Source organism: Methylomonas sp. ZR1 (genome assembly GCF_013141865.1).
Classification (GTDB): Bacteria; Pseudomonadota; Gammaproteobacteria; order Methylococcales; family Methylomonadaceae; genus Methylomonas.
On sequence record NZ_RCST01000001.1, the window covers coordinates 4,370,628 to 4,388,956 of the forward strand.

Annotated in this window: 17 protein-coding genes; 11 read left to right on the forward strand and 6 right to left on the reverse strand. The window is 52.1% G+C overall.

The features are described 5' to 3' along the window. Positions 1-112 precede the first annotated feature (112 nt). From DDY07_RS19860 to DDY07_RS19880, 5 genes are all read left to right on the forward strand, one after another. Positions 113-1,066 carry a universal stress protein gene (locus DDY07_RS19860; protein ID WP_171697150.1) on the forward strand — a complete coding sequence of 318 codons (954 nt, stop codon included), beginning with the start codon at positions 113-115 and terminating at the stop codon, positions 1,064-1,066. A 70-nt stretch (positions 1,067-1,136) separates the two neighbouring features. Beyond that, complete coding sequence (locus DDY07_RS19865) at positions 1,137-1,634, forward strand: disulfide bond formation protein B (protein WP_171697151.1); 498 nt, start codon at positions 1,137-1,139, stop codon at positions 1,632-1,634. A gap of 400 nt (positions 1,635-2,034) precedes the next feature. Then, the gene (locus DDY07_RS19870) at positions 2,035-4,242 is read left to right on the forward strand and encodes a primosomal protein N' (RefSeq protein ID WP_171697152.1); all 2,208 of its coding nucleotides are present in this window, start codon (positions 2,035-2,037) and stop codon (positions 4,240-4,242) included. A gap of 174 nt (positions 4,243-4,416) precedes the next feature. Further along, the gene (locus DDY07_RS19875; protein WP_171697153.1) at positions 4,417-5,169 is read left to right on the forward strand and encodes a DUF5765 domain-containing protein; all 753 of its coding nucleotides are present in this window, start codon (positions 4,417-4,419) and stop codon (positions 5,167-5,169) included. Between the two features lies 1 nt (position 5,170). Further along, complete coding sequence (locus DDY07_RS19880) at positions 5,171-5,842, forward strand: NAD(P)H-dependent oxidoreductase (protein WP_171697154.1); 672 nt, start codon at positions 5,171-5,173, stop codon at positions 5,840-5,842. On the opposite strand, the gene DDY07_RS19885 is transcribed toward DDY07_RS19880, so the two are convergent. From DDY07_RS19885 to DDY07_RS19910, 6 genes are all read right to left on the reverse strand, one after another. Further along, positions 5,839-6,396 carry a C40 family peptidase gene (locus DDY07_RS19885; RefSeq protein ID WP_253734550.1) on the reverse strand — a complete coding sequence of 186 codons (558 nt, stop codon included), beginning with the start codon at positions 6,394-6,396 and terminating at the stop codon, positions 5,839-5,841. The two genes, DDY07_RS19880 and DDY07_RS19885, sit on opposite strands and share 4 nt — an antisense overlap. 46 nt (positions 6,397-6,442) lie before the next feature. Next, positions 6,443-7,921: a hypothetical protein gene (locus DDY07_RS19890; protein ID WP_171697155.1), complete on the reverse strand. Its 1,479-nt coding sequence runs from the start codon at positions 7,919-7,921 to the stop codon at positions 6,443-6,445. A 167-nt stretch (positions 7,922-8,088) separates the two neighbouring features. Next, the gene (gene dinB / locus DDY07_RS19895; RefSeq protein WP_171697156.1) at positions 8,089-9,180 is read right to left on the reverse strand and encodes a DNA polymerase IV; all 1,092 of its coding nucleotides are present in this window, start codon (positions 9,178-9,180) and stop codon (positions 8,089-8,091) included. 5 nt (positions 9,181-9,185) lie between these two features. Then, the gene (locus DDY07_RS19900) at positions 9,186-9,488 is read right to left on the reverse strand and encodes a DUF4389 domain-containing protein (protein ID WP_171697157.1); all 303 of its coding nucleotides are present in this window, start codon (positions 9,486-9,488) and stop codon (positions 9,186-9,188) included. Positions 9,489-9,495: 7 nt separating this feature from the next. Continuing rightward, complete coding sequence (locus tag DDY07_RS19905; RefSeq protein ID WP_020484171.1) at positions 9,496-10,515, reverse strand: DUF2333 family protein; 1,020 nt, start codon at positions 10,513-10,515, stop codon at positions 9,496-9,498. Between the two features lie 108 nt (positions 10,516-10,623). Next, positions 10,624-10,896 carry a YcgL domain-containing protein gene (locus DDY07_RS19910; RefSeq protein WP_101052774.1) on the reverse strand — a complete coding sequence of 91 codons (273 nt, stop codon included), beginning with the start codon at positions 10,894-10,896 and terminating at the stop codon, positions 10,624-10,626. Between the two features lie 87 nt (positions 10,897-10,983). Between DDY07_RS19910 and DDY07_RS19915 the strand changes: the two genes are divergently transcribed. From DDY07_RS19915 to DDY07_RS19940, 6 genes are all read left to right on the forward strand, one after another. After that, positions 10,984-11,574, forward strand: a complete 591-nt coding sequence (locus DDY07_RS19915) for a CPBP family intramembrane glutamic endopeptidase (RefSeq protein WP_171697158.1) — start codon at positions 10,984-10,986, stop codon at positions 11,572-11,574. A gap of 9 nt (positions 11,575-11,583) precedes the next feature. After that, a complete protein-coding gene (locus tag DDY07_RS19920) occupies positions 11,584-12,069 on the forward strand; it encodes a hypothetical protein (protein ID WP_253734552.1) in 486 nt (161 codons plus the stop codon). A 76-nt stretch (positions 12,070-12,145) separates the two neighbouring features. After that, positions 12,146-13,612, forward strand: a complete 1,467-nt coding sequence (gene guaB, locus DDY07_RS19925) for an IMP dehydrogenase (RefSeq protein ID WP_171697159.1) — start codon at positions 12,146-12,148, stop codon at positions 13,610-13,612. Between the two features lie 82 nt (positions 13,613-13,694). Continuing rightward, on the forward strand, positions 13,695-14,654 hold the full coding sequence (locus tag DDY07_RS19930; protein WP_253734554.1) for a class I SAM-dependent methyltransferase: 960 nt from the start codon (positions 13,695-13,697) through the stop codon (positions 14,652-14,654). Positions 14,655-14,726: 72 nt separating this feature from the next. Further along, on the forward strand, positions 14,727-16,313 hold the full coding sequence (guaA, locus tag DDY07_RS19935) for a glutamine-hydrolyzing GMP synthase (protein WP_171697160.1): 1,587 nt from the start codon (positions 14,727-14,729) through the stop codon (positions 16,311-16,313). A gap of 1,366 nt (positions 16,314-17,679) precedes the next feature. Then, positions 17,680-18,186 carry an RNA polymerase sigma factor gene (locus tag DDY07_RS19940; RefSeq protein ID WP_171697161.1) on the forward strand — a complete coding sequence of 169 codons (507 nt, stop codon included), beginning with the start codon at positions 17,680-17,682 and terminating at the stop codon, positions 18,184-18,186. Positions 18,187-18,329: the final 143 nt, after the last annotated feature.

Below are 18,329 nucleotides of genomic sequence, written 5' to 3' on the forward strand. Positions count from 1 at the left end.
AAAACGGAATTTTTTGGTACTGGACGCGCATCCGCCGCCAAAGTGGCTTTCGATTGCCCGGACAATATAGCCGGAATCTAAGCATTTCGGCTATTTATACGATCTCAACACCATGGCTATGAACCGATTCAAAAACATCCTGTATGTCGCCGAATTTGCCGTCGACCAGCGGCAGGCTATCGAGCGGGTGATCGCGTTGGCGGCAAACAATCAAGCCAGATTGACGTTTTTACAGGTCGTCGAACAACCGCGTCTGGGCGCGTTGCTTGAGCTTTATACGCCGGAGCAAATCGACAATCAGCTGCGCGAGCAGGAGCGCCAGAAGCTGGAAGCCTTACTGCTTGGCTACAGCAGCGTGAACCCCGTTGATGTGCAAATCCGGGTTGGCAGCCCGTTTATCGAAATCGTGCGCCAGACCCTGGATGGCGACCATGATTTGGTCATTAAATTGGCCGCCGGCGACCATGGTATCCATGACCATTTGTTCGGCAGTACGGATATGCATTTGTTACGCAAGTGTCCGCGTCCGGTCTGGTTGATGCGGTCTGAAGAAACGAACAATTATGCCAAAATCATGGCCGCCGTCGATTTCGATCCGTGGTCCGCGGAGGTGACGGACGACGGTTTGAACCGCAGAATTTTGGAGCTCGCCAGTTCTCTCGCGCTCGCCGATTTCGCCGAACTGCATCTGGTACACGTTTGGGACTCGATGTTGAGCGCGTGGGCAGGCGAAATTCCGAGTAAAACCGTCGAAATGCAGATTGAAGCCGAAAGAGCCCGCTATCAGGCCGGGCTCGATGGCTTGGCTGCTAAATTACGGCATTGGATAGGCGATGAGGCTTACAATTACTTATCGCCGAGGCTGCACTTGGTCAGGGGGAGTGCGCGGGACGATATTCCGGCTTTGGCGGCAAGATTGGACGTCAATTTACTGGTGATGGGAACGGTGGCGCGTACCGGCATCAAAGGTTTGATCATTGGCAACACTGCCGAAGTCATCCTTAACGGTATCCACTGTTCAGTGCTCGCAGTCAAGCCGGACGGTTTTGTTTCTCCTTTGGCATGAACAGGGTTGGAGCCAGCTTTTACCCTAAACCGAAGTTTTGCAGTTTCCGTATTAATCCAAGACATAGAAAATGAATTTTTTAAAATTTAATCCGCGTATTTGTTTTTTCCTGGGCTTTGCCGCTTGCGCTGGGCTATTGGCGGTTGGCGCGTATTTGCAATTTGTCGAAGAGCTGGAGCCTTGCCCGCTGTGTATTTCGCAGCGCTTGGCCATTTTGGCGACAGGCGTGATTTTTTTAATCGCTGGTTTGCATAATCGCGGCCGCAAAATTTACGCGCTGTGCAGTGCCGCCGCGGCGCTGATTGGCGCCAGCGTCTCGGCCCGGCATGTCTGGTTGCAACATCTGCCGCCCGAAGAGGTGCCGGAATGCAGTCCGGGGCTGGAATACGTGTTTCAGCATTTCCCGCTGGCGGATACGATCAAATTAATGCTGACCGGTACCGGCGAATGCGCGAAAGTCGATTGGACCTTGCTGGGCCTGAGTATTCCGGCCTGGACCTTATTCGCGTTTTTGTTGTTGGCGGGTTGGGCATGCCTGCAATTTTTTAACGATGCCGATGCCGTCTAGCTTCGGGATTCGCAAATTGGTTCAGCTATGTCAAAAGTCGCCGGTGTCGGCCCCCTGATTTTTTCGAGGCACCGAATTGTTGCAACTGCAGCAGTTACCGCGTCGAATCGACACAGCTTCGCAACAGGTTATGCACAAAAACGGCGCATAGCCTGCGCGGCATTGCGATAGCGCCTGCGATATTTAACACAGATTAATTTTTTACGTAAGTCATTGATTTATAATTGGCAAATCAGCTGGCTTAAATTTGCACAATTTAACAAATGTGTAATAAAAACCGACACTAAGCGATTCTCTCAAAAGCCTATCCACAGAGTTATCCACAGCTTTTGTGGGTAACTCAGATTCCTCAATCCTGTTAACCACTTAGCGATCTAATATCAAAAAAACATCACGAGACATGCCTAACTGTGATACTTCCGGCAATTTAATTTTGAAAGTTGCCGTGCCAGTTCCGCTGGACCGCTTATTCGATTATTTGCCGCCACTTGGCGTTAATGTGTCGGAATTGCAAGCAGGTGTCAGAGTGTTGGTGCCTTTCGGTAAGCGCCAGCAGGTAGGGATTTTGCTGGCTGTCGCGGACAATTCCAGCGTCCGGATGGATAAACTCAAACCGGCTATCGCCGTTCTGGATACCCAGCCGCTATTGGCGGACACAGACATTCAGTTATTACGCTGGGCCAGCCGCTATTATCACCACCCGATTGGTGAAGTGCTGGCCGCGGCGTTTCCGGTGGCCTTGCGCCAAGGCCGGCCGGCTTTACTGCAACACCAACCCTGTTTCGGCCTCAGCCCGCAGGGTCGGCTGGTTTCCCCGGAACAATTACGCCGCGCACCCAAGCAACAAGCACTATTGGCTTTGTTGCAGTCCACCGGGAGTGCGATGACAGCTGCCGCGCTTAGCGCCTACAAGCCGGCGTTGAAAGCCTTGCTCGACAAGGGCTTGGTCACGGCGCAAGAACCCGTTCCGGGCACCGGATTAGCCCTCACTGAGAGCGTGTTACCGGCCAACCCCGAACAGCAGGCGGCTATCGATGCGGTCATCGCCAATCTGGGCCGCTTTGCCGTATCCTTGCTGGAAGGCGTGACCGGTAGCGGCAAAACCGAAGTGTATATGCAGATCATCGCCGAGGTGTTGGCGCAGGGCAAACAGGTGCTGGTTTTACTGCCGGAGATCAGCCTGACGCCGCAATTGGAGCAGCGTTTTCTAAAGCGTTTTGCCGTGAACATGGTGTCCACCCATTCCAAATTAACCGATAACCAGCGTTTGCAGGCCTGGCTGAGTATGCAGCAAGGCCATGCCGCCATCATGCTCGGTACCCGGTCCGCGTTGTTTACGCCGCTGCCGCGCCCCGGCCTGATCATTCTCGATGAAGAGCACGACAGCTCGTTCAAACAACAGGAAGGTTTTCGCTTTTCCGCGCGGGACGTTGCCATTGCCAGAGCCAAGGGATTGGGTATCCCGGTGTTATTGGGTTCGGCGACGCCGTCGCTGGAGAGCATGGCGAACGTTGCCCAGCGCCGCTACCAATTACTGCATTTGCCCAATCGGGCCGGCAATGCCACGGTACCGAGCTTTCAGTTATTGGACATGCGCAATAAAAGAATGCAAGCCGGTCTGTCCGAACCGCTGCTGGCGGAAATCCAAGCCACGCTGGCCAAAAAACAACAAGCGCTGATTTTTCTCAACCGCCGCGGCTACGCGCCGGTGCAGATTTGCCATGGCTGCGGCTGGGTGTCGCGCTGCCGGCGTTGCGATGCCAATCTGGTGATTCACGCCGCCGACCGCTTGCTGCGCTGCCATCACTGCGGCAGCGAACAACCCTTGCTCAAACAGTGTCCGGCCTGTAAAACCGGCGAACTACAGGCGCTAGGTTTGGGTACCGAACGTATCGAACAGACCCTGGCAAGCTTGTTTCCGGACAAGGTGGTGGTGCGTTTGGACCGGGACACCACACAACGCAAGGGTTCCCTGGAACAATATCTGGAGCGAATTAACGATGGCCAGGTCGATATAATTCTCGGGACGCAAATGCTCGCCAAGGGCCACCATTTTCCGGGGGTGACGCTGGTCGCCATTCTGGATATAGACAGCGGCCTGTTCAGTATCGATTACCACGGTAGCGAAAGACTGGCGCAATTGATCGTGCAGGTCGCGGGCCGGGCCGGGCGAGCCGATCAACCCGGCAAGGTGGTATTGCAAACTCGGCATCCGCAACATCCCTTGCTGGAGACCCTGCTAAGCAAAGGCTATCGGGCTTTCGCACAAAGTGCGCTGCAGGAGCGGCGGCAGGCTGGTTTGCCACCGTTCGGCCATCAGGCCTTGCTGCGGGTGCAAGCTGGCAAGGCCGAGGAACCGCAACAGTTTTTACAGGCGGTTTGTCAGAAAATCAGCGAGCTAAATCCCGGCAAAGTGCAGGTTCTGGGGCCGGTGGCGGCACCGATGGCTAGGCGCGCAGGTTTATTCCGTTACCAGTTGCTGTTGCAGAGTCCGCAGCGCAAAGAATTGCATCAGTTGCTGGACAATTTGTTACCCGCCATTTATGGGTTGAAGGAAGCCAAAAAGGTACGTTGGTCGCTGGATGTCGATCCGGTGGATTTGTACTAGCCTGATCCGCCAAAATCCGGCGATTTAGTCCGGTTTATGTAATAATTCCCGCCCTTTACGACGGACCGTAGCAAAACCCATAGACATCTGAATCACTAAATTAAGCGCCGTCGGATTGCACGCTTACAAACTAGGTGTCTATGCCTATAACTAAAATAAAGAAGGTATTTTTCAATGTGTTGGAGTGGAGAAGCGTCAGGCGTTCTGGCTGCCGCAGGTTTAACGACCGCCGTTTACGTGGCTTACAAAGGCGAATCCAAGGAATTATGGATTCCATTAACGTATTTTGCCTTGATGGAACTGCTGCAGGCGGCAACGTATGTGTATATCAATTTGTGCGATAACCCCAATAATCAGGTGCTCACCCTGCTCGGTTATCTGCATATCGCCTTCCAGCCGTTTTTCGTGAATATGGTGGCGATGTACTTCATTCCGGAAAGCGTCAAATTAAAGATTAGAACCACGGTTTACACCTTATGTGCCATCAGTTCGTTGGCGATGCTGATCAAGATGTATCCGTTCGCCTGGGCCGGCGACTGCGTGCCCGGTACTGAAGGCTTTTGCGGAGTACAGACCTGCTCAGTCTCCGGCGAGTGGCACATTGCCTGGCAAATGCCTTTGAACGGTTTGATGTCGCAACCCGTGACTTGGTTGTTTGGGTTTAATTGGGGCTTGCATGCGTTTTCGTATATTTTGGCGGCGTTCTATTTGCCGATCATTTATGGTTCGTGGCGCTTTGTAGGGTTCCACTACTTGATCGGACCCTGGATTTCCGACGTGACCACCAACGATCCGAACGAGTATTGTGCGGTATGGTGTTTGTTCTCGATTGCGTTGTGCGTATCGGTAATCAAAACCCCGATCAGAAAACATTTGCATGTGAAGAAATGGCCGTTCTATCAACGTGAAGTAGGCGACAGCTTGTAACATGACTATCAGTAAACAGGATATTCTCGACGCATTTCAATTTCGTCACGCCTGTAAGGAATTCGACGCCGAGCGCAAGATCGCCGGCGCGGATTTCGATTTTATTTTGGAAGTTGCCAGACTCTCGCCCAGTTCGTTTGGACTGGAGCCTTGGCAGTTTCTAGTCGTGCAAAACCCGGACTTGCGGGAAAAACTGCGGGCGTTTACCTGGGGTGGGCAAAAGCAACTGCCTACCGCCAGTCATGTGGTGTTGACGCTGGTGCGGAAAAGCCATTTCATGCGCTACGACAGCGCTTATCTGCAACACATCATGCGCGAGGTGCAGCAGTTTCCGGAAGACATCATCAGCTTGCGTAGCGGTTTGATCGAAAAATTCCAGCGCAGCGATTTTGATTTGCTGGGTTCCGAACGCACCCTCACCGACTGGGCCACCCGGCAAACCTACCTGCCACTGGCGAATATGATGACGGCGGCGGCGCTGATTGGTATCGATTCCTGTCCGATAGAAGGTTTCGAGCGCTTGGAAGTAGAACGGATCTTGGCGGAAGACGCCAACGTAAATTTAGAACACTGGTCCGCGGCGTATATGGTGGCCTTCGGCTACCGGAAAAATCCGCCGGCGCGGCCGAAGACCCGGCAATCGCGCGATGCAGTGGTGCGCTGGCTGGATTAATTCAGACGACAGCCGCTGTAATCGCTGTCGTTCAGCGACAAGGAATAACGCGCCACAGGACGGCGCACCCCGATAAAGCGTTCCCGCCAATACGGCTGCCTTAAGTCGGAAACCATCACCTGCCCGGTCCGGCTACTCGGTGCATGCACGAACCTTTCATCGCCGATATAAATCCCCACATGCGAAAACGGCCGGTCGGTAGTAAAAAACAACAAATCACCCGGCTGTCTTTGTTCCGGTTGCACAGCCGGCAATTGTCTGGCTAAGGATTGGGTATCGCGCGGCAGACGCACCCCCTGACGGTTATACACGTAATACACCAAACCGCTGCAGTCAAAGCCCTGGCTGGGAGACTCCCCTCCGTAAACATAAGGCGCACCTTGTAATTGCAGCGCATCATTCGCTGCGATCCGGTTGCCGCCTTCGGGCGCCGGCAACACGGTCAGCGGTGCTTTTTCCTTACTGGCGCAGCCGGTCAGCTGACTCAGCATGGCAACCGCCACTATCTGAACCAACAGTAATAAAGCGCGGCGGTAAGATAGGCAGATGGACATCGGATTTATCGGCAATAAAATCATCAATTTGCATATTATAGACAGGCTATTCAACGCGCGCTCGCCGTTTATCAACAACATTAAACGCTTGCCAGTGAACAGACTCCCGTTTTGCCAACCAGGGGCGCGCCAGCAATAGCAAACTAAGCAGGCTGCAAAAAACCATGTAGTGTGAGTAACGAAAATCGGGCGATGGGGCTGCCAGCATCAAGCCCAGCTCATGCAGGATGGCGCTGGAAGTTAGGCAAATGACTTCGATATTAGCCGTCACGCCAAGAAACACAGCGGCAAAAAATAGACAAATTGTCAGCATAAAATAAGGCCAGGGTTGAAAAAACCAGTATTCGACATATTTGGTCATACCTGCCTCAAGCCACTCTTGCAATTTGGTCGCTTTTGGATGAGATCCATAAAAGCGTTCTAAGTCGCTGGGAAAATCTTTAGCCATCATCACCGGGCTCCAACTGCTATCCGGCACCAAACCCAGCACATACTTCGATACAGCCAAGCGGTGACGCGCCCATAAAACCGGCTCTGCGAGTATGGTGTTTATCCACAGCGTATGCAGCGTTTGCCGTTGCTGGTCGGAGATACTTTCAAAGCCATGGATCTGCGATTCCATCGAATTTTTTGGCAGTTGCAAGGTGGGCGGCTTGGTGCGGAAAACCTCCCGCCAATACATCGGCGTATAGGCGTTTAGCAATGGCTCGACAGAGCCCGTTGAATTTAGGCTACCAGCCAATTGATCGAAAATAGCTTGTTGCCTGCTTTTATCTTCAAGCCGTTTGATGACACCGGCAATATCAAATGAGGCGTTAGCGACCCAGGGATAGGTATGTCGGTCGGCAAGCCGGTTGTTTATCGCTCCGGTCGCTACAAATAAGATCAGCGTAAGCGCCGCACCGGGAACGGCTGCGCGCACCAAGCCGAATAGGCTATTTTTTGGATATAGGCGATATAAAGCAAAGCTGAGTATGGGTATTGCAGCGAACAATGCATTGTGTCTGATCAGGATGGCTAACCATAAAACCAAAATTGTCAGCGCGAACAATACAAACGCAATGCGCGGGAGTTGTTCGTCATGAGTTTTTATCTGTCCCGCCATGCCAAAAGCCGTGAATAGCGCGCCCCACATCAGCATGTCTTTCAAAATCGCGCCGCTGATACCGAACAACGGCGGCAAAAATAATAGTGCGCAAAGCAATGGCGCTAAGGCCTTGTCGCCATAGGGCTTAAAAAAGGCTTGAAAGGTCAAGTAGGCGCCGGTCCACACCAACCCAAGTTGCAGAAACAGCATGCCCGCAGGGCCTGGTGCGATGTTGTCGGTGAAGCGCCAGATAGTAGCCATTAACGGCGGATGCCAGTCGGAATAGACGCCTTCGCGAGCTTCGAGGATTTGATTGACCGCGTCATAACACATGAAGCCCGGATACATGATGCCGAAATGGATAAGGAATCCGCAGATAAAAATCCATTCGGCCTGCCGCATTTCCGACACCGCGCTAATTTTTCGAGCCAATGACATTAAGTTTGACAATATTTGAAACCGCAATGTTGAAACCGAAGTATTTCCGGTGGGTTCAAAGCTTGTTGAGCCGAACAATCCCCACCCCGATTAAGACTGTCGTGAAAGCCACTATCTTGAAGAAAGGAACTGCCCCGATGATAGCCTCGTATTATGGCAAATCCGCTTCAGCCCAGGTCGAACAAATCCATCTGCCTATACTGACCCAAGCGCTTATCGCCATTTTCCAACCCGGATAAGGTCACACCCAGTAATCGAACTTTGGCGGTGCCGATGCCGGTATTTTTCAGTAATTCGGTCAATAGCAGTCTAGTGTTCGGGCTATCGCTGATCGGTTCCGCCAAGGTGCGTCCTCGGGTAATTTGCACAAAGTTTTGATATTTGATTTTCACAGTTAGCGTATAAGCTGTCAGCTGTTTTTCCGCCAATCTGATTAGGGCTTTTTCCAGCAAATCCTGTAAATAGCGCAGAATGGTGGTCAAGTCGGCTATATCGTGGTCGAACGTGGTTTCGATACCCACCGATTTGCGGGCTCGATTGGCATTGACCTGGCGCGGATCAATACCCCGGGCGATATTGTAATAATGTTGGCCGGCTTTGCCGAAATGCCGTTGCAATTCCATTAGCGGCAGTTGCTTTAGATCTTTGCCGGTCACGATGCCCAAGTCGTACATTTTCTGTTCGGTAGCGCGGCCGATGCCATGAAACTTGCCGATAGCCAGATTTTCCACAAACTCCGGACCTTGTTCGGGCGTAATCAGATACAAGCCGTCCGGTTTGCCCAGATCCGAGGCGATTTTCGCGAGAAATTTATTGTAGGAAATGCCGGCGGATGCCACTAACTCGGTTTGTCGGCGTATCTCCTGCTTGATGTGCTTGGCCAGCAAGGTCGCGGAGCCTTGGTATAGTTCGCTATCACTAACATCCAGATAGGCTTCGTCCAGCGACAAGGGTTCGAAACGCTCACAGTAACGAGCAAAAATACCCCTGATAATCTCGGAGGCCTCCCGGTAAACATCAAAACGCGGCTTAACGAAAATGGCTTGCGGGCAAATCCGGTAAGCATGCGAGGAAGGCATGGCGGATCGCACGCCAAATTGGCGGGCTTCGTAACTACAGGTGGCGACTACACCGCGTGAATCGGGCTTGCCGCCGACGATGATGGGTTTATTTCGATAGTGGGGATGGTCGCGTTGTTCAACCGCCGCATAAAATGCATCCATGTCGATGTGGATGATTTTGCGCGGCGCTGACTCCATGGAGCTTACTGCTTGCCGAGCAATTCCAGTTTGGCGGTTTCATTCCAATCGGAAAATGGGAACGGCAGTTGCTCGGTGTTGAACGTCAAAAACAGCAGAATATGATAATGGTAAGTGGACAGGCTACGGCCGAAGTTAAGGATGTTGGCATTAGCTTCGCCGGTAAACAGCACGGAACCGACCTGCAACAAGATTACCAGCCACAACAACAGTTTAACCAAGCTGTCGATGGCCGCGAACACCAGCATGAAAATGATGCGTTTCCACGTCTCGATTTTTTTCAGGTTTTCGTTAATTTGTTCCTGCATGATGGCATTAACCTCTGTTCATCACGTCCCGCAAGTCCAGCGCAGCGGCATTGGCGCGAGCAATGTAGTTAGCCATCGCCAGCGAATAGTTGGCGAAGATACCAAAACCGTCGCCGTTCAAGACCACCGGACTCAGGGTTGGCGACAAGGCATTTTCCAGGGCCTGGATCATATTGTCCAAGGTATTCATCGCCCGCTTGTCCAACAAAATGTCGGAAAAGTCATGCTTGATGGCTTTCAGAATATGTAATAACGCCCAGCAGGAGCCGCGCGCTTCGTAGAATACGTTATCGATTTCCATCCAGGGCGTTTGGCCGATGGTCGGCATATTGATGTCGATCGGATTGGATGGATCGCCGTGGGTTGCGCCGGAAAATTTGTCGGTACTGGCCGCCAAGCGGGTCGAGAGACCACCCAGCCGTTTAATCACCACTTCGGTATATTGCCAAAGGTTATCGGCTCTGGAGTGAAACTGCGCGGCCTTTGAAGTGGAAGACGGATTTTGCAGGCGAACCATGTAAGCGTGCAGTGCTTCGATACCTTTTACGTATTCGGATTCGGTGGACGGCAAAGCCCAGGAATTGCGTTCGTAGTAAAAATAAGGTTCGGCTTTTGCCAAATCAGGGTCTTCCGCGGATTGCGATTGGTCGCGGGCGAAATGGTTACGTAATGCGGTGGTGCCGTCGCGCAACATGACCAGTGCACCGTATTCGAAGTTTTGAATGTTATCGCAAAACAGACCGGGAGGCGCCACGTCGTTGGACAGGTAACCGCCGGATTTGAACAGAATCACGTCGGCGATATGCGCCAGCGTGTTGGCATACACGTAGCCAATCGGCATTTGATCGGTATGCGTGACATTCATCCGTTCGATCGCTTCGTCCTGAACGCTGAATTGCTCGGGCTCGCGGCTCCACCATTCGCCTAACACCAGCATGACAATCAGAACAACGCCTAACAGCGAACCAAAACCCCAAAGTATGCCCTTAGACTTTGCGTCTTCGTAAGCTAATGGATTATCTGACATGTGGTGCGTATCCTGGTCTGACTAAATAAGTGAGCAAAAACCGTGCTTTCCGATAAAGATTTTTTGTGACCATGTTAGCACGGATATACCAATATGGCGCGCCCGATTTCAGTGCAGTTGCTTGTCCAGCGACGCCGGCATGGCACTGATCAATGTCGGTGGTAATTGCACGAAAAAGCCTTTGCTTTGCAGGCTGGCAATGACTTTTTCCGGATTTTCCCGGGCTAATTTGCGATCCGGGCTCAACTGCAACTCCATCACAAATGTTAAGCGGCCAAGGCTTTTGAACAAGGCTTCCGGCACCGCGGAAAAGTCGTCCTTTTTGTCCAGATATAAATAGAGTTCGTCTTTTTTCAGGCTTTTATAGATGAAACATTGCATGATGATGACCAGTGATCGCTAATGCTGCCAATTCTAATGGTTTTTGTTTAGAATTTTCAGTCCCCCGTTTGCCTAAAGCCCAACATCATGGAAAACCAGTCCGCCGCTTCAAACGCTTTTTTCAGAATTGCCTGTTATTTCGAGGGTTCTTTAGCGGTATTGGCGCTGGCTTTGGGCTGGCTTGCCGACCTCGATCCGTTCGCCAATCTGGCGTTTTCCGAGGCAGCATTAGGGATTGGCTTATTCGCAACCGGGCCGCTACTGGTATTGTTTTTTGCGATGCAACAGCTTAGCTATCCGCCCATCCAAAAGATTCGCGATTTACTGCTGGAAACCTTGGGCGCTAGGCTGGCATATCGGCATTGGACCGATTTGCTGATACTGGCTGCGATTGCCGGCTTTGCCGAAGAAGCGCTGTTTCGCGGGTTTTTACAGCCTTGGCTGGAAAATGGCTGGGGTGCGAGTGTAGGCTTGTGGGTTAGCAATGTGCTGTTTGCCTTGGTGCATGCGGTTACGCCGCTTTACGCGGTTTTAGCGATGTTGATGGGCTTGTATATGGGGGTAATGCTGGATTACGGCGGCGAACGCAATCTGCTGATGCCCATGGTGATTCATGCCGTTTATGACTTTGTGGCGTTTGTTGTTATCCTCCGCGACTACCGCAACCGCGCTCGTTAGGAGTTATCGATGTCCGTTCAAACCCAGCCATCAGCCGAAGATCTGCGTCCGCACTGGCTTATCTGTGCAGGCGCGTTGCTAACGGTATTGGGCTACAATCTGGCTTGCCATTTCTGGGCCAGCGAACTGCAACTAGGCGTTGACGAAGCGCAACGAGTGTTGATTAGGAGTGTGCTCTACGGCTTAGCGATTTTGTTGTTTCCTGTTACTAAACTGCTGCGGCACATCCTGCTGCGTCTGAATCAAACCATGCCGGGACCGAAAACAGCTAAGCAGCGCTACTTGTCTACGATAATAGTCACGCAGTTTCTGATCGAACTCGTAAGTTTGTTCGGCTTCGCGATGTTCTTTCTCGGCGATGGATTTAACACCTTGTATATTTTCAGTGCGATGGGCGTGCTGGGAGTTTTCCTGCATAAGCCCAATACCAGCGAATATTTAGCGATTGCGGCGGCACTCTCAAGCGAAAACCAGCACGGACCTAAATACCATTGACTATTTCCGATTTTTCGGATTGCAGGTTAAGTTGTACAATGGCTGGCTTATTTACGATTAGCCACCCGGTGTGATTATGCAAATCATTCAAGAAGCTCTCACCTTTGACGATGTTTTATTGGTGCCCGCCCACTCCAGCGTACTGCCGCGCGAAGTCGAACTAAAAACCCAGCTGACTCGCAAGATTAAGCTGAACATCCCGCTGGTGTCCGCGGCAATGGATACGGTAACCGAAGCCCGCCTGGCTATCGCGATTGCTCAGGAAGGCGGCATCGGTATCATCCATAAAAACATGACTGTCGAGCAGCAGGCAGCGGAAGTCAGAAGGGTTAAAAAATACGAAAGCGGCGTGATCAAAGACCCGATTACCGTCTCTCCCAACGTGACGGTTCGCGAGGTAATGGAATTAACCCGCGCTAAAAACATCTCCGGCGTTCCGGTGGTGGATGGCGAAGAATTGGTCGGCATCGTCACCAGCCGCGATCTGCGCTTCGAAACTCGGTTGGACGAATCCATCCGTTCCATCATGACGCCGAAAGACAAGCTGGTAACGGTTCATGAGTCGTTTAAGCACAAGGAAGTCATAGACTTGCTGCACAAGCACCGCATCGAGAAAGTGCTGGTCGTCAACGATGCCTTTCATTTGCGCGGCATGATCACCGTCAAAGACATTCAAAAAGCCAAAGACAACCCGCAAGCCTGCAAGGACGAACAGGAAAGACTGATCGTCGGTGCGGCGGTTGGCACCGGTGCCGATACCGGCGAACGGGTTGGCGCGTTGGTGGAAGCTGGCGTCGATGTCATCATCGTCGATACTGCTCACGGTCATTCGCAAGGCGTGCTGGATAAAGTGCGCTGGGTAAAACAAAACTTCCCGCAAGTCCAGGTGATCGGCGGCAATATCGCCACCGCTGCGGCCGCCTTGGCATTGGTCGAAGCCGGCGCTGATGGCGTCAAAGTGGGTATCGGTCCGGGCTCTATCTGTACCACGCGGATTGTCGCCGGTGTCGGCGTGCCGCAAATCACTGCCGTTAGCAATGTCGCAGATGCGTTAAGAGGAACAGGCGTACCTCTGATTGCCGACGGCGGCATCCGCTATTCCGGCGACGTTGCCAAAGCCTTGGCGGCCGGCGCGCATGCGGTGATGTTGGGTGGCTTGTTTGCCGGCACTGAAGAGGCGCCGGGTGAAGTGGAATTGTTCCAAGGCCGATCCTACAAATCTTATCGCGGCATGGGCTCTTTGGGTGCGATGTCGCAGCAGCAGGGCTCCAGTGACCGCTATTTCCAGGAAGATACCGAGCAAGTCGAAAAATTGGTGCCGGAAGGTATTGAAGGCCGGGTGCCCTATAAAGGCAGCGTGCTGGCGATTGTGCATCAATTGTTAGGTGGTATCCGCTCCAGCATGGGTTACACCGGCAACAGCACGATTGCGGCGATGCATGAGAATGCCCAGTTTGTGCGCGTCACCAGTGCAGGCATGCGTGAAAGCCATGTGCATGACGTGACGATTACCAAGGAAGCGCCGAATTACCATATGAACTAAACCGGCCCTCAGGCTGTTGCTCTCGGGTCTGCGCTTTCGCGTCGACCCGCTTTAATCGAACACAAATCACAGAAGTAGCTTAATGTCCGAAACGTCTTCAACTCCATGCAATCTTTGCGGCGGCAACCACGTTGCCGTGTTATCCATGCGCAGCCGCAGCGGCGCAGAGTTACGCAGCGTCATCTGCAAGGACTGCGGACTGGTCTGGAGCGATCCGTTTCCGCACGATCCTCGCCAGTTTTACGAAGAAGATTATCGGCTGGCATACAAAAACACCTATGCCCCCAAAGCCAAACACATCCTGCGTGCCGGCCGAGTTGCGCTGACCAGGCATGAAAAAATCAAACACTTACTGCATAAACCGCAAACCCTACTGGACGTAGGCACCGGCGGCGGCGAGTTTGCTTATTTAATCAAATCGCTGGGCCACGATTTGCACGGCATCGAACCGAACAAGGGTTACGGCCAATATTCCGCTGCGCAATACGATCTGAATTTACAGTTCGGCTTTATTCAAGATGCACAGTTTGCAGAAAACAGTTTTGATGTGATCACCATTTGGCATGTACTGGAACACACCGAAGACCCGTTTTTTGTATTGGGCAAGTTGCGCAGCTTGTTGAAACCGGACGGCGTGTTAGTAGTGGAAGTACCGAATATCGAGGCCACCTGTCAATCACCCAGCAGCACTTTTCATGAGGCGCATCTGTACAATTTCAATTTGGCGACACTGCGGCGCATGGGTGAAAAAGCCGGCTTAGTTGAAGACATGCATTTGTTTTCCGAAGACGGCGGCAATGTCACGCTGTTTTTCAAAAAAGCCGAACACCCGGCCGACCAAGCTATGGGTTGGGGAATCCCAGAAAATGCCGAACGAATCTCCGCGATTGTACGCGGCCACACCAATTTAAGGCATTACATGCGCGCGGCGCCCTATTTACGGTTTATCAAACGCATGAGTCGTTCGCTGTTCGAAAATCGGGACGTCAAAGGTTTCGATAACAATAAAAGCCTGCTTGACCAATTGTATCGGGGCTTATAGTACGCTCGTCACTTAGATTTTCCGGTGGGTACGCTAGTCGGCCCACCCCACATTTTTGAAAGGTTTCCCGTCATGTCATCCCACGCCGCCAACATCCATTCCGACAAGATCCTGATTCTCGATTTCGGTTCGCAATACACGCAATTGATTGCCCGCCGCATCCGTGAAATTGGTGTGTACTGTGAGATATATTCCTGCGATTGCAGCGCCGATGAAGTCAAAAACTTCGCACCCAACGGCATCATCCTCTCCGGCGGCCCGGAAACCGTCACCAGCAGCGACACCCCTCGCGCGCCGCAAATTGTTTTTGAGTTGGGCGTACCGGTCTTGGGTATTTGCTACGGCATGCAAACCATGGCCGAGCAGCTGGGCGGCAGAGTGGAATCCTCCGATCACCGCGAATTCGGCTACGCGCAGATTCGCGCTCGCGGCCATTCCAAATTGTTGTTGAACATCGAAGATCACGCTTCACCGGAAGGTTTCGGCTTATTGGATGTCTGGATGAGCCACGGCGACCGTGTCGTCGAATTGCCGACCGGCTTCAAATTGATCGCCAGCTCCGACGGCGCGCCAATTGCCGGCATCGCCGATGAAGACAAACACTTCTATGCTCTGCAATTTCATCCGGAAGTGACGCACACCAAGCAGGGTGGCCGGATATTGAGTCGGTTTGTGTTGGAAATTTGCGGCTGCCAAGCGTTGTGGAATGCCAGCAATATCATTGAAGACAGCATTACTGCCGTGCGCGAAAAAGTCGGCAACGACCAAGTTATTTTGGGCCTATCCGGCGGCGTCGACTCATCGGTGGTAGCCGCACTGCTGCACCGCGCCATCGGCGAGCAACTGACTTGCGTGTTCGTAGATACCGGCTTGCTGCGTCTGCACGAAGGCGATCAGGTTATGGCGATGTTCGCCCAACATATGGGCATCAAGGTAATCCGTGTCGATGCCGAAGCCCGTTACATGGCGGCACTAGCCGGCGTTAACGACCCTGAACAAAAACGCAAAATCATCGGCGGCCTGTTCGTGGAAATCTTCGACGAAGAAGCCGGCAAACTCACCGACGCTAAATGGCTGGCGCAAGGCACCATTTACCCGGACGTCATCGAATCGGCCGGTGCGAAAAGCGGCAAGGCGCATTTGATCAAATCGCATCACAATGTCGGCGGCCTGCCGGAAAATATGAAGTTGAAACTGGTCGAACCCTTGCGCGAATTGTTCAAGGACGAAGTACGCAAGCTGGGCTTGGAGCTGGGCTTACCGGCCGATATGATTCATCGTCACCCCTTCCCCGGCCCCGGCCTAGGCGTACGTATCCTCGGTGAAGTCAAAAAGCAATATGCAGACTTATTGCGCCAAGCCGATGCGATTTTCATCGAAGAGCTGTATCGCCACGACCTGTATCATAAAGTCAGCCAGGCCTTCGCGGTGTTCTTGCCGGTGAAATCGGTGGGTGTGATGGGAGACGGCCGAAAATACGACTATGTCATCGCGATCCGCGCTGTCGAAACCATAGATTTCATGACCGCGCGCTGGGCGCATCTGCCTTACGATTTCCTCGATTTGATCTCACGCCGCATCATCAACGAAGTGCCGGGCATTTCCCGCGTCACCTACGACATCTCCGGCAAGCCGCCCGCGACGATAGAGTGGGAGTAATAGCCTCAAATTAAAATGGAACTTTGAAAATGACTTCCGGTCAACGCAAGCGCGGGGTGTGAAAATTTGCTCCGCGCAATAGCTTATTCATTGTTTCTCCCAAGCCGGTAGTCAATTGTTTTGACTACCGGTTTTTTTTGCGATGAATGAGCAGTCTCGGTCGCCATGCCGAATTAAAGTTAATAAAACGCAGCTTAACCTGCGCCGGTTCTTACAGGCAAACGTCCGTCATTCGCCTAACAACCCATCATTGGCGCCCCCCGGTCTTAGTAGGTATAGGCTGGGTCATGTCGATGCCGGCAGCTTCTTTTCTTGAGTATTGGATGTTTCGTAACTGGGCTGTTTATGCTGTACGTTGCGAAAAAAACCTTAAGTTGAGGGTTTGTCCAAATCATTTCCTTTGTGGCTGGTAACGGTTTGCCAAATCAACCAGTCATTCTCGATTTGTTGACGATATTGACGTTGGTCAAAGCCATTGAATAACAGCCTGTGTCCGATACGGCAATTGTTGGGTATTTGATGACAGTAAGATGAATGCTCCCAGGCACATTTAGAATGGTTTCAGGTGGAAAACGGTTAGATTATTTGGGCAAAAATGCAAGGGATTAATTTTAATTATGCACAAAAAATTACTTGACACTGTCGGCGGCCAAAGACTGCCTGGTCTTGGGCTCTAATGTTCGTATATTGCATGTAAGTTATTGATTTTAAATTGTATAAACTGTTGTCTAAAATTGAGTCAATTTAAGCAAAGGCCCCAAAAATTAGGCATTTAGAGCGCGAAAAAACTTTTTATCCCCAAGGTTATCCACAGCTTTTGTGGATAACACCATAACTTAGTTGCCTGTCAGTCAGTTAGCGCTAAAAGCTATATTCCCGTGCAGGTTTTTGTCTTATTTCCGACACGGTTGCAACTTGGCCTGCCTGGGATTTTGCAAAGGAATGTCAGCGGATGGCTACATTGGCGGAGGCATTTGATTACAGTATTTTAAATGCGGAGTTCCTTGCGGTGCTGCTTCTAGTGTTATGACAGGGCTCTTAAAAACCGTTCGCCTTATGCTCTTGAGCGAACTCAGCCTGTCGATGGACGCACTCACCTGGGCTCAGACGAGCTCAGCCCGGACGGATTACCCGAGATAAAATACTGCCGGGTTAATAAGCTATCGGCTCCAACTGCGCTGGATAGAAATTAACTATGTTAAATAACTTTTCCAATTAGGTCATATCCCGCATTATTTGTAGCGTGTTGCTCCGGTAATGCCGGGCAATTTGCCGCCAAATGCCCTAAATATCGCTATTTTAGTGCTATGGCATGAATCTTGGTTGTTCGCCCAATTAACGACACCAAAATCCGCATATCCTAACCATGAGCAACGCTCTCCACATCTCCCGCCTGATTGAGGCTTACGACGAGGAATTACGCCGGGTGATGTTTAGACGCTGTGGCTGCCTGGATACCGCCGCCGACATCGTACAGGAGACCTACCAGCGCATGTTTACCGGCAATTTGTGGCAGCAAGCGGATAACCCGCGCGCCTTGCTGCATCGCATCGCCGCCAATCTGGCCACTGATTACGAGCGCCGCCGCAATACTCGCAATCAACATGTAGAGCATGACGATACCGGCGACGCGGCCTTGCAGGTTAGCGATGGTATCGATCCGGAGCAAATCAGTCTGGCGTGCGAGCGCTTGGACCGCTTGGTCGCGGCGATAGATAGACTCCCCGCCAAATGCCGGACGGTTTTCGTGCTGCGCAAGTTCGAGGAACTGAGCCACGCCGAAATCGCCCAGCGCCTAGGCATATCCCGCAATATGGTGGAAAAGCATCTACGCAATGCCTTGGCCGCCTTGCAAGAACACGACGATTTTTAGCTGATTCGCTCCTGTTTTCACAGGGTTATGCGTCCTATAATGGCGAGCCACCAACCCTGAATTGCGCCCGATGAAAAACTTCAGCCTTTATCGCTCACCGCTAAGCAGCAGGATGCATTGCCGCCTGCCGGCTGTAAACGGAC

Coding starts and splice junctions, on each gene's coding strand:
- DDY07_RS19860 (WP_171697150.1), top strand. CDS start 113: ATGGCTATGAACCGATTCAAAAACATCCTGTATGTCGCCGAATTTGCC.
- DDY07_RS19865 (WP_171697151.1), top strand. CDS start 1,137: ATGAATTTTTTAAAATTTAATCCGCGTATTTGTTTTTTCCTGGGCTTT.
- DDY07_RS19870 (WP_171697152.1), top strand. CDS start 2,035: ATGCCTAACTGTGATACTTCCGGCAATTTAATTTTGAAAGTTGCCGTG.
- DDY07_RS19875 (WP_171697153.1), top strand. CDS start 4,417: ATGTGTTGGAGTGGAGAAGCGTCAGGCGTTCTGGCTGCCGCAGGTTTA.
- DDY07_RS19880 (WP_171697154.1), top strand. CDS start 5,171: ATGACTATCAGTAAACAGGATATTCTCGACGCATTTCAATTTCGTCAC.
- DDY07_RS19885 (WP_253734550.1), bottom strand. CDS start 6,396: ATGTCCATCTGCCTATCTTACCGCCGCGCTTTATTACTGTTGGTTCAG.
- DDY07_RS19890 (WP_171697155.1), bottom strand. CDS start 7,921: ATGTCATTGGCTCGAAAAATTAGCGCGGTGTCGGAAATGCGGCAGGCC.
- dinB (WP_171697156.1), bottom strand. CDS start 9,180: ATGGAGTCAGCGCCGCGCAAAATCATCCACATCGACATGGATGCATTT.
- DDY07_RS19900 (WP_171697157.1), bottom strand. CDS start 9,488: ATGCAGGAACAAATTAACGAAAACCTGAAAAAAATCGAGACGTGGAAA.
- DDY07_RS19905 (WP_020484171.1), bottom strand. CDS start 10,515: ATGTCAGATAATCCATTAGCTTACGAAGACGCAAAGTCTAAGGGCATA.
- DDY07_RS19910 (WP_101052774.1), bottom strand. CDS start 10,896: ATGCAATGTTTCATCTATAAAAGCCTGAAAAAAGACGAACTCTATTTA.
- DDY07_RS19915 (WP_171697158.1), top strand. CDS start 10,984: ATGGAAAACCAGTCCGCCGCTTCAAACGCTTTTTTCAGAATTGCCTGT.
- DDY07_RS19920 (WP_253734552.1), top strand. CDS start 11,584: ATGTCCGTTCAAACCCAGCCATCAGCCGAAGATCTGCGTCCGCACTGG.
- guaB (WP_171697159.1), top strand. CDS start 12,146: ATGCAAATCATTCAAGAAGCTCTCACCTTTGACGATGTTTTATTGGTG.
- DDY07_RS19930 (WP_253734554.1), top strand. CDS start 13,695: ATGTCCGAAACGTCTTCAACTCCATGCAATCTTTGCGGCGGCAACCAC.
- guaA (WP_171697160.1), top strand. CDS start 14,727: ATGTCATCCCACGCCGCCAACATCCATTCCGACAAGATCCTGATTCTC.
- DDY07_RS19940 (WP_171697161.1), top strand. CDS start 17,680: ATGAGCAACGCTCTCCACATCTCCCGCCTGATTGAGGCTTACGACGAG.